Origin of the sequence: Azospirillum agricola, from assembly GCF_017876095.1 — a bacterium.
Lineage (GTDB): Bacteria > Pseudomonadota > Alphaproteobacteria > Azospirillales > Azospirillaceae > Azospirillum > Azospirillum agricola.
In genome coordinates this window covers 1-10,493 of the sequence record NZ_JAGINM010000051.1, presented here as the reverse complement: position 1 = coordinate 10,493, position 10,493 = coordinate 1, and the positions used below count along the sequence as shown (strand labels likewise).

At 66.1% G+C, this 10,493-nt stretch carries 8 protein-coding genes and 1 pseudogene; 6 read left to right on the top strand and 3 right to left on the bottom strand.

The window, feature by feature from the left end:
* The 5 genes and pseudogenes from J2847_RS33335 to J2847_RS33315 form a co-directional block, all read left to right on the top strand.
* A pseudogene (locus J2847_RS33335) lies at window positions 1-324 on the top strand (hypothetical protein); the annotation flags it as partial.
* Between the two features lie 218 nt (window positions 325-542).
* Window positions 543-2,648: a molybdopterin-containing oxidoreductase family protein gene (locus J2847_RS33330; protein ID WP_209783020.1), complete on the top strand. Its 2,106-nt coding sequence runs from the start codon at window positions 543-545 to the stop codon at window positions 2,646-2,648.
* The gene (locus J2847_RS33325) at window positions 2,645-3,364 is read left to right on the top strand and encodes an AraC family transcriptional regulator (protein WP_233474965.1); all 720 of its coding nucleotides are present in this window, start codon (window positions 2,645-2,647) and stop codon (window positions 3,362-3,364) included. The genes J2847_RS33330 and J2847_RS33325 overlap by 4 nt, the downstream gene beginning before the upstream one ends.
* A gap of 113 nt (window positions 3,365-3,477) precedes the next feature.
* Window positions 3,478-3,930 (top strand): DMT family transporter, encoded by a 453-nt coding sequence (locus J2847_RS33320; RefSeq protein WP_209783018.1) that lies wholly within the window; start codon window positions 3,478-3,480, stop codon window positions 3,928-3,930.
* A gap of 170 nt (window positions 3,931-4,100) precedes the next feature.
* The gene (locus J2847_RS33315) at window positions 4,101-4,661 is read left to right on the top strand and encodes a GNAT family N-acetyltransferase (protein ID WP_209783017.1); all 561 of its coding nucleotides are present in this window, start codon (window positions 4,101-4,103) and stop codon (window positions 4,659-4,661) included.
* Window positions 4,662-4,766: 105 nt separating this feature from the next.
* On the opposite strand, the gene J2847_RS33310 is transcribed toward J2847_RS33315, so the two are convergent.
* Complete coding sequence (locus J2847_RS33310; protein ID WP_209783016.1) at window positions 4,767-5,513, bottom strand: SAM-dependent methyltransferase; 747 nt, start codon at window positions 5,511-5,513, stop codon at window positions 4,767-4,769.
* A gap of 387 nt (window positions 5,514-5,900) precedes the next feature.
* A complete protein-coding gene (locus J2847_RS33305; protein WP_209783015.1) occupies window positions 5,901-6,437 on the bottom strand; it encodes a GNAT family N-acetyltransferase in 537 nt (178 codons plus the stop codon).
* A 286-nt stretch (window positions 6,438-6,723) separates the two neighbouring features.
* Here J2847_RS33305 and J2847_RS33300 point away from each other — a divergent pair, with 286 nt between their 5' ends.
* Entirely contained in the window at window positions 6,724-8,733 is a 2,010-nt protein-coding gene (locus J2847_RS33300; RefSeq protein ID WP_209783014.1) for a TonB-dependent receptor plug domain-containing protein, read from the top strand.
* Window positions 8,734-8,760: 27 nt separating this feature from the next.
* Here the strand turns inward: J2847_RS33300 and J2847_RS33295 are convergent, their stop codons facing one another.
* Window positions 8,761-10,116, bottom strand: a complete 1,356-nt coding sequence (locus J2847_RS33295) for an ATP-binding cassette domain-containing protein (protein WP_233474964.1) — start codon at window positions 10,114-10,116, stop codon at window positions 8,761-8,763.
* Window positions 10,117-10,493 lie beyond the last annotated feature (377 nt).

The window sequence follows — 10,493 nt, the reverse complement described above, 5'->3', positions numbered from 1 at the left end:
GACCACCTCTTGCGCAAGGGACGCCGCCCTGGGGGTGGGGCATGCCCCACCCCCAGGGCGATCAGCGAATTTCCACCACATTCGTGGACGCTATCTGAGACGAACGTGCTGTTCCGCACCCAGAAGCTCTATTTCGACGGACTTGCAAAGCGCAGCCACGCAGCGTGGCTCGTACCGCTGGAACGTGCGCCCGCACCGAGGTTCCACAATCTGGTTGACTTCGGTGAGACAGCCACCGGCCTATGTGCACAGGGCAAGGATACCGACAGCCTGCTGAATGCACTCGAAGCTATGCCGGTCCAACCTGGGAGGATCAGCAACTGACGTTTTCCATCAGGCTCTTGGCCCGAGCAAATCATGGACCGTCACCAGCGATCGACCCTCAAGCCGGTTTTCCGTTCCGTCGCTACCCGGCCGCCATCCCCCACCGAAACGGTCGGACGTGAGCATTTGCGCGGTTCAACCCGCGCGCCGCGCCATGCTATGCAAGGGGCATCGCGGCCCACCCGAACGAAACAGACCGCCGGACAGGAAGGATCGTCATGCCCGCCGCTTCGACCCGCCTCCACGCCTCCGCCTGCCCGCACGATTGCCCCTCCACCTGCGCGCTGGAGGTGGAGGTCGTTGACGGCACGCGGATCGGACGACTGCGCGGGGCGGCGGACAACAGCTACACGGCGGGCGTCATCTGCGCGAAGGTCGCCCGCTACGCCGAGCGTATCCACCACCCCGACCGGCTGACCCGGCCGCTGCGCCGGACCGGCCCGAAGGGTTCCGGCCGATTCGAGCCGATCTCCTGGGACGATGCGCTCGACATCGTGGCGGAGCGATTCCTGGAGGCCGAGCGCCGTTTCGGTGCCGAAACCGTGTGGCCCTACCACTATGCTGGCACGATGGGGCTGGTGCAGCGCGACGGCCTCAACCGGCTGCGGCACGCCAAGCGCTATTCGGGATTCTTTTCCACCATCTGCACCAACCCGGCCTGGTCGGGCCTGATCGCCGGAACCGGGCGGCTGGCGGGTGCCGACCCGCGCGAGATGGCGCGGTCCGATCTGGTGGTGATCTGGGGCACCAACGCGGTTGCGACCCAGGTCAATGTGATGACCCATGCCATCCGCGCCCGCAAGGAGCGCGGGGCGAAGATCGCCGTCGTCGACGTCTACCGCACGCCGACCATGGAGCAGGCCGACCTGCCACTGCTGATCCGGCCGGGCACCGACGGGGCGCTGGCCTGCGCGGTGATGCATGTGCTGTTCCGCGACGGGCTGGCCGACCGCGCCTATCTCGCCAGCTACGCCGACGATCCGGCCGGGCTGGAGGCCCATCTGGCCGGGCGGACCCCCGCCTGGGCCGAGGCGATCACCGGCCTGCCCGCCGCCGACATCGAGGATTTCGCCCGGCTGGTCGGACGGACGCCGCGTTCCTTCTTCCGCCTCGGCTACGGCTTCACCCGCTCGCGCAACGGGGCGGTCAACATGCACGCGGCCTCCTGCATCCCGGTGGTCAGCGGGGCTTGGCAGCACGAAGGCGGTGGCGCCTTCCACTCCAACAGCGGCATCTACCGCTGGAACAAGACGCTGATCGAGGGGCTCGACCGCCGCGACCCCACCGTGCGGATGCTCGACCAGTCGCGCATCGGCCCCATTCTGGAGGGCGACGTGGACGCGCTGGCCGGCGGTCCGCCGGTGACGGCGCTGCTGATCCAGAACACCAACCCGGTGACGGTGGCCCCCGACCAGACCCGCGTGCGGCGCGGGTTCGGGCGCGACGACCTGTTCGTCTGCGTCCACGAGCAGTTCATGACCGAAACGGCGCGGATGGCCGACATCGTGCTGCCGGCGACCATGTTCCTGGAGCATGACGACCTCTATCAGGCCGGCGGCAACCAGCACATCCTGTTCGGCCCCGCCCTGGTTCCCGCGCCCGGCGAATGCCGCCCCAACCACGCCGTGGTCGGGGCGCTCGCCACCCGGCTGGGCGTCGACGACCATCCCGGCTTCCGCATGAGCGAGCGTGAACTGATCGACGCCACCTTGCGGAACTCCGGCTGGGGCAGTCTGGAGGAGCTGGAACGGGCGCGCTTCCTGGATGTGCAGCCCGACTTCCGCACGGCGCATTACCTCGACGGCTTCGCCTGGCCGGACGGGCGCTTCCGCCTGAAGCCCGACTGGCCGTCGGTGCCCTATGCGGCACCCTCGACCTTCGGGCCGGTGGCGGCGATGCCACGCTTTCCCGACCACTGGGCGGTGATCGAGGAAGCCGACGCCGAACATCCCTTCCGGTTGGTGACCGCCCCGGCCCGGCACTTCCTCAACACCAGCTTCACCGAGACGCCGGGTTCGCAGGCGCGCGAAAAGCAGCCGTCGCTGCTGCTCCACCCGGAGGATGCGACGGCGTTGGCCATTGCGGAAGGCGACCGCGTCGAGGTGGCAAACGGGCGTGGCGAGGTCATCCTGCGCGCCCGCCTGTTCGACGGGATGCGGCGCGGCGTGGTCATCGCCGAATCGATCTGGCCGAACGACGCCCATGAAGGAGGGCGCGGCATCAACAGCCTGACCGGGGCCGACGCGGTGGCCCCCTTCGGCGGCGCCGCGTTCCACGACAACCATGTCCGCGTGCGGGGGCTCGCCTTATGCGATGTCGCATGATCGGGGAGAGCCGGCCAGGGACTGCTCCGCATCGCCATGAAACCTGGGACTATTGGCGTCCGTCCGACAGCCACATCGTTGAGCTGGGCACGGTGCGCGGTCTCGACGTGGCGTTGCCGGTCCATTTCCATGAAGAGGATCAAGTGACCTTCGTTCTGTCCGGGCGCCGCCGGTTCGTCATCGACGGCCAACCGTTCGCCGTCGCTCCCGGCCAGGGGATGCACATTCCCGCCCGAACGCCTCACCATTCGTTGTCGGAGCCGTCGGAAATTGTCTGCATCAATCTCTACACGCCGGCGGGAGCGTACGCGGCGCGCGACTTGATCTCGGACCTGGCCAGGCAATGGCGGAGGGTGGGACAGATCGGCTGGCCCGAACTCACGACGATTGCCGAGGATCACCGATGCGTCGCCGGGAACATTCCCGATCCGGCCGGCACACTCGCGAGCACCGGCTTGTGGGAAACGGTGGCACAGGCGGCGCAGCGTGCCGGCATGAGCCGCGAGGGTTTTTCCCGGCGGTTCAGGAAACATCACGGCATGCCGCCGCACGCCTTCTGGCTGCTGGAGAAACTGAACGACGCGCGGCGGCTGCTCCGGGGGGGCGAACCGATCGCGGGTGTCGCCGCCGAAACCGGCTTTGCCGATCAAAGCCATCTCGGCCGCTGTTTCCGGCGCGTGTTCGGCGTCACTCCGGGACGATACCGGGCAGGGTAGGTCACATCCGTTCCAGACCGCGGCGCTTCGGGCCTGCTACCCATTGGTCCCGGAGCGCCGCGTGGGAATAGGCCCGATGCGGGACGCCCGCTCTTTTGACTGGAGAGTTCGGCATGACCGCTGCCTTGTCCGCATTTTCATACCTCCTGGTGGTCGGCGCCGGGATAAGCGTTGCTCTGCAACAGGTTTTGAACGCGAATCTGCGGGCGGAGCTTGGATCGCCCTGGTGGGCGGGCTTCGTCAGCTACCTCGTCGGCATGCTGGCGATGCTGGCGCTCGCGCTGATCGCCCCGGGCCCCCGGTTGCCGGACCCATTCGCCGGCTCCACGTCGTGGGTGTCATGGACCGGGGGGTTTTTCGGAGCGCTCTTCATCGGCACCGCGATCCTCATGGTCCCGCGCCTCGGCGCTGCGACGGTTCTCGCCTTGATCGTTGTCGGTCAAATGCTCGGCTCGCTCGTCTTCGATCATTTCGGCCTGTTCGGGCTGACTCAGCAGCCGATCAGCCCCGCCCGGCTGGCCGGTGCGACCCTACTCATCCTGGGCGTTGTCCTGGTGAGGGGTTGAACAGCAGCGGAACGGGAAGGAGACCGTTGAGGTTGCCATATGCAATTAAACGCTGATAATGCGCGGCGCGAAACGGATCCATCTGTTGTAGCCAGTCAAGCCGCGCATCGGAACAATCCTGGACCTGACGCACGATCACTTTCATCAGCACCCAGACGCGGATTCCATCAATGAATGCTGCCCCGACCCTGGACACACCATCGATCGCGACGGAGCGCTTTACGTTGCGGAAACTGGTTCGGGAGGACACCTCTGCTCTTTTTCCGACCTTCTCGAATGAGACGCAGTGCCGTTACATGTCGCAACCTCATTTCGCGACGATGGAAGCGTTGGCGGATTGGCTGACGGATTCCACATGGGCTGGTCGGAGTTGGGTAGCGATGGATAAATCCGATGGCTCCGTAGCGGGCCGTTACGTCGCATACCCAGGACGTGATGCGGGAGTTCTCGAACTCGGCTACATCACGGTTGCTCAACGCCAAGGTCAAGGCGTGGCCACCGAGTGCATGGCCGCGCTCGTTGACCATCTGTTCCAGAACGAAGGGTATCGTCGGCTCTTTGCTGAAATCGACGCGGAAAACGCGGCCTCCACGGCCCTGATCGAGAGACTGGGCTTTGTGCGGGAAGGCTGCTTGCGCGAGCATGAGACAACGCACAAGGGTGTGTGCGATACGGTTGTCTACGGCCTTCTTTATCGTGAATGGCGCTCGGGCACAGCACAGACATCCTGAAAAAGACATTGCGAGCGAGAGTGTTTGGGCATCGCACAAGGGATCGCGGCAGGCCCCGGTTGCCGGTCGGCGCGGCCATTGACGCTCCGTGTTCGCGCCGCTGCTTCACCGCAGCATCAGCGCGAACACGCCCCAGCCCAGATATTCGCGCGTGTAAGCGGCGTAACGCTCGGGCTCCGAAGTCAATTTGGCCCGAACGTCGGCCGCGAACCCGTCGCCGGGGTTGGCTTCAAGCCAACGGCGCATGGTAAGCCATTTGGCCGCCTCGTATCTGTCCCAACCATCCTGGTCAGCCAAAACCATTTCAACGACGTCGCAGCCAAGGCGGCCAAAAGACGCGAGAAGGTCTGGAAGCGTGTGAAAGTCGGAAATCGCGTTGGCAAGACACCCCTTGGCAACATCTTCCGTCGGCGGCAACCGCCGCCAATAGGGCTCGCCGATGAGGATGATCCCTCCGGCGCGCAGGCTCCGCGCCAGAAGCTCGACGGTGCCGGCTATCCCACCGGCGATCCAGGTGGCACCGACACAGGCCGCCACGCCGACCTTCTCGTCGGAGACATATCCGGCGGCATCGCCATGGATGAACTCGACTTGATCGGCGACGCCGAGTTCCACAGCACGAAGTTTCGCGTGCTCGGTGAACAGCGGGCTCATATCGATGCCGGTGCCGACGATGCCGTGATCATGTGCCCAGGTGCACAGCATCTCCCCCGAACCGCTGCCGAGATCGAGCACGCTGGCCCCCGATTCCAGACGCAACGCCGCACCGAGAGTGGCGAGCTTTTCGGGTGTAATCGGGTTGTGGATGCGGTGGGCACTTTCGGTGATGTTGAATATCCGGGGGATGTCCACTGTGGAAAATTTCCTTGTACGGATGTGAGCAGTCCTCCGACGTCACGATCGTGACGGCCCCGCGGGCCAGGACGATGGAAGCGGTGACTGCGCGCGCATGCAGGATACCCGGAGGGTCTCACCCTAACAAGTTGTCCCTACGGTTGTGACATCTTGTCCAGATATACCCATGCGATACGGGCGCGTGATGATCCTCGGCGTCTTATTTGGATGGTTGGATGGATTTCACATGACAACGCTCGTCAATATATTTTCCATAACGAATCTTATGTGTTTATAAGATGAATGAAACTCTTGTTTTAGAACAGGAGATTAGGCTTCAGGAATGGTCATGGCCCGGCACTATACACAGATCGGGCGGCTTCGTGCATTCCCCCACACCCGTCCTCAGCGGTCCCGGCCGCACCACTGCTCGCGCGTCTGGCCCCAAATTTCGATCGGTTCCTTTTCGAAGGGAACCGGCAGCCGGCCCGCCCCCCGCAGAGTGGAACCCAGGCGCCGCGCGACCGCCTTCGACGGGTCGTTGTTCGGATCGATGGAGTGGATGACCTCCGTCCAGCCGAGTGCCGCAAAAGCCCAGTCGATGGTCGCCGCCGCTCCTTCCGTCGCATAGCCCTTGCCCCAGGCGTCGCGCGTCAAGCCCCAGCCGATTTCCGATCCCGGCCAGCCCTCCGGCATCCAGGGGCCGAGCCGCCCGACCCAGCGTCCACTGGCTTTCTCGATGACCGAGAACATGCCGAAGCCCTGGATCGACCAGGATCCGGCCATGGTCAGGAGATCCCGCCACGCCTGCGGACGGGCCATCGCCCCGCCGATGAAACGCGTCGCCTCCGCATCGCTTTTCCAGGCCGCCCAACCGTCGAAATCCTCCCGGCGCGGCGGACGCAGGATCAGCCGGGCGGTTTCCAGAACCAGTTCGCTCATTGTCCCGCCCCTTTCCCATCGCCTCATCCGGACCCGCGCGATCTTGCCTGGAAAATGGATGAACACAAAAAGCTTTCGCCCAGCCAGAACGGAAAGCGGCCAGACATTCCCCTTTCAGCCGAAATGGCCTTTTGACAGAACGCGAACAGTCGATATATTCATAAAAATATATCGTATGGCAGCCGCGGTGGGGGTGGAGTGTCGGCCTGTCACAGCGATGGAAAGAGATACGGTCTTCGAAGGGGGCAAGATGCGTAATTCCTGTTTGTATATCGCGTGTTCGGTCATGGCATTGGCCAGCGGTGGGGCGCTGGCGGCCGACGCCACCGTCAACGCGGCGGCCGGCGTCTTTACGCTGGGCCAGATCAACGTGTCGGCCCAGGCGGCCGGGCAGCCGATCGGCGGCTCCAGCCTGTCGGGGGAGGAGATGCGGACCTACAACAAGCCGACGCTCGACCAAGCGATGGATCTGGTTCCCGGCGTGGTGTCGTCGGCGACCGGCGGGCAGCGCAACGAACGGCTGGTCTACATCCGTGGCTTCGACCGCTATCAAATTCCCGTGATGATGGATGGCGTGCGCATCTATCTGCCCGCCGACAACCGGCTCGATTTCGGACGTTTCCTGACCCCCGACCTGTCGGAAATCCAGGTGTCGAAGGGTTACGCCTCGGTGCTGGACGGGCCGGGCGCCATGGGCGGAGCCATCAACCTCGTCACCCGCAAGCCGACCCGCGACGCCGAGGCGGAACTGCGCACCGGCCTGAGCTTCGACAACCAGGGGGCGCTGGCCGGCTACACCACCTACGGCATGGCCGGCACCCGGCAGGAGCGCTTCTACCTACAGGCCAGCGGCACCAAGACCGAGACCACCCACAGCCGCCTGTCGGAGAGCTTCAAGCCGGTGACGTCGGAGAATGGCGGCAACCGCGACAACTCGCAGACCGCCGACTGGTCGATGAACCTGAAGGCCGGTTTCACGCCGAACGACACCGACGAATATTCCATCAACTTCCAGAAGCAGTCGGGCAAGAAGAGCGCCCCGCTGAACATCAACGACGCCGTCGCCAACCAGCGCTACTGGAGCTGGCCCTACTGGGACCTACAGAGCGTCTACTGGCTGTCGAACACCAAGCTGGGCAGCGCGTCCTACGCCAAGACCAAGCTCTACTACAACAGCTTCCAGAACGGGCTCTACTCGTTCGATGATCCCGCCCTGACGCGGCAGGCCACGTCGCGCTCCTTCCGCAGCTATTACGACGACAAGGCCTATGGCGGCAGCGTCGAGCTGGGCACCGACCTGATCCCGATGAACACGCTGAAGGGTGCCCTGCACGTCCGCCGCGACGACCACAAGGAATGGCAGCGGCTCTACCCCGGCAACTTCGTGGAGCCCAAGCAGCGGGATCTGGAGGACACCTGGTCGGTCGCGCTGGAGAACAATTTCCACGCCACCGAGGTGCTCGACATCGTGCTGGGCGTCAGCCACGACTGGCGCCGCCTGCACGAGGCGCAGGACTGGAACGGCACTGCCACCGGCACGATGATCGACTACCGGCGCGCCGACAGCAACGCCACCAACGGCCAGGGCGCCGTGGTCTACCGCTTCTCGCAAACCGGCGAGGCGCACGCCAGCGTCTCCGCCCGCACCCGCTTTCCCAGCATCTTCGAGCGCTTCAGCACCCGCTTCAACGGCACCGCCTCCAACCCCGACCTGAGGCCGGAAAAGGCGGTCAACTACGAGATCGGCGCGTCGGAACGCTTCGGCTCCACCCGCATTGAGGGCGCCCTGTTCCTCAGCCGGCTGCGTGACGTGATCGCCAACGCGCCGATCGTCATCAACGGCCAGTCGACGACGCAGAGCCGCAACATGGCCTCGGGCCTCTATCGCGGCTTCGAGGTCGCCGTCACCACCAGCCTGACTCCGACGCTCGACATCGGCGGCAACTACACCCTGACCATCCGCTCGCTGTCCGACCCCAACATCCCGAACATGAAGGCGGTGGGCACGCCGAACCACAAGCTTTTCCTGCACGCCGACTGGCGCCCGACCGAACAGCTCAGCGTCGTTCCCAGCGTCGAGGCGGCGAGCGGACGCTACAGCCAGAGCACCGCGGGCACCGTGTTCCTCGGCAACGGCGGCTATGTCCTGGCCAACCTCCAGGCCAGCTACGACCTGACCGCCAGCGCCCAGCTGTCGGCCGGCGTGCGGAACCTGTTCGACGCGAACTACTCTCTGGCCGACGGCTTCCCGGAGCCGGGCCGGACGATGTTCGTCACCGCGCGCTACAGCTTCTGATTCCGTTGGGGCGAAAAGGCGGCCGCCTCACGCCACGGCGTGCAGGCGGCCGTTCTCCAGGCGCAGGCTGCGGTCGGCCCAGCCGGACACCGGCAGGGAATCGTGACTCGCCAGCAGGACGGCGGAACCGTCCCGGCGGGCGGCGGCGGCCAGCACCGCCAGAGCATGGGCGGCGCGCTGCGGGTCCAGCCCGCTCAGCGGCTCGTCGAGCAGGAACAGCCGGGGCCGTCCCGCCACCAGACCGGCGAGCGCCACGAGTTGGCGCTCGCCGACGCTGAGGCTCTGCGGCGAGCGGTCGGCCAGGGACGTCAGGCCGAACTGCGCGATCGCCCGGTCGACCCGTTCGGCGCGGTCGGGCGGGCGCAGGCCGGCGCGGGTCAGGGCGAAGCCGATCTCCGTCCGCACCGTTTCCGCGAAGAAATGGCGCGGTGGATCCTGGGGCAGGAAGCCGACGCGGCCGGGCAGGTCGCGCGGGCTCGGGTTGCGCAGCTCGGTGACGGTGACCGTACCGTCCTCCAGCGGCTCCGCGCCGATCAGGCAACGCAGCAGCGTGCTCTTCCCCGCTCCGTTGACACCGCTGAGATGAACCCGCCGCCCGGCCGGCACCGTCAGGGCAAGCCGGTCGAGCAGCGGCGTGCCATCGCTGCGCGGAACCCGCAGCCCCTCAGCGTGCAGCACCGGCGATGCCGCCTGCGGCCGGAAGCCCTTCCCCATCGTCGCCGTGTCCTCGTCCGGGGTCGGCGGTTCGGCGCCATCTGGAGACGGGCCATCCGGAGACGGCATGCGCAGATGGACGGCGGGCAGGCCGGTCAGCCGCTCCGGCCGGTGTTCGCTGACCAACAGGATTCGACCCATGGCGAGGCGCCGGCGGATGATGGAGCGCAGCGTCCGCACCCCGTCGGAATCCAGCAGGGCGAAGGGCTCGTCAAGCAGCAGCACCGCCGGATCGGTCGCCAGGGCGAAGGCGATGGCGAAGCGGTGGCGCTCGCCCATCGACAGGCTTTCGACCATACGGCCGGCGGCACCCTCCAGCCCGACCTCGCGCAAGGCGGCGGCGGCCCGCGCCCGGCTCTCCCCGGCCGGCAGGGGACGGCCGCGCAGGGCGGCCTCGACCGCCGCGCTGACGCAGGACCGCGGGGGAATGTCGGGAAGCTGCGGCACGAAGGCGACCGGGCAGGCGGTCCCAAGCGGCACCGCGATGCCGCCATCGACCGCCGTCGGCCGTCCGTCATGCCCCGGCAGGCCGGCGAGCGCCCGCAGCACCGTGGTCTTGCCGGTGCCGGTCGGGCCGGTGATCAGGCCGCATTGCCCGGCGGTCAGATGGATGCGGCCCAACCGCAGCCATGGCGTTCCGTTGCCCAGTATGACGATGGGTGGCTTCATCGCTCGCTCTCCATGCCCCCATCCCCGGATGGCGGATACGCTATATCTGATAGAATATATTGGTGTTGCGCGACGCACAAGCCGCCGAACAGCGCGTCTCCGCCGGGGTGCCTTGGATGTGGTTGTCCAGTTCGTTGCCCGTGCCGGCGAAAGTCACCGACGCCGGCATAAGAGCGCCGAACAGAATTCCGTTTTCGCCATCGGTGCCCAATGGAACCGTCATCCCCGCGAAGGCGGGGATGACGAGTCGAGAGACGACTCAAGCTTCTGTTAGGCGCTCTAATACCGGCTCACGCCTGAGCTGACTCTCGGGCCGCATGGGATTCCCAAATTATAGCGAGCATGATTCACTGAAGCTCCACCGGGAGTGGGAGTAA

Coding starts and splice junctions, on each gene's coding strand:
- J2847_RS33330 (WP_209783020.1), top strand. CDS start 543: ATGCCCGCCGCTTCGACCCGCCTCCACGCCTCCGCCTGCCCGCACGAT.
- J2847_RS33325 (WP_233474965.1), top strand. CDS start 2,645: ATGATCGGGGAGAGCCGGCCAGGGACTGCTCCGCATCGCCATGAAACC.
- J2847_RS33320 (WP_209783018.1), top strand. CDS start 3,478: ATGACCGCTGCCTTGTCCGCATTTTCATACCTCCTGGTGGTCGGCGCC.
- J2847_RS33315 (WP_209783017.1), top strand. CDS start 4,101: ATGAATGCTGCCCCGACCCTGGACACACCATCGATCGCGACGGAGCGC.
- J2847_RS33305 (WP_209783015.1), bottom strand. CDS start 6,437: ATGAGCGAACTGGTTCTGGAAACCGCCCGGCTGATCCTGCGTCCGCCG.
- J2847_RS33300 (WP_209783014.1), top strand. CDS start 6,724: ATGGCATTGGCCAGCGGTGGGGCGCTGGCGGCCGACGCCACCGTCAAC.
- J2847_RS33295 (WP_233474964.1), bottom strand. CDS start 10,116: ATGAAGCCACCCATCGTCATACTGGGCAACGGAACGCCATGGCTGCGG.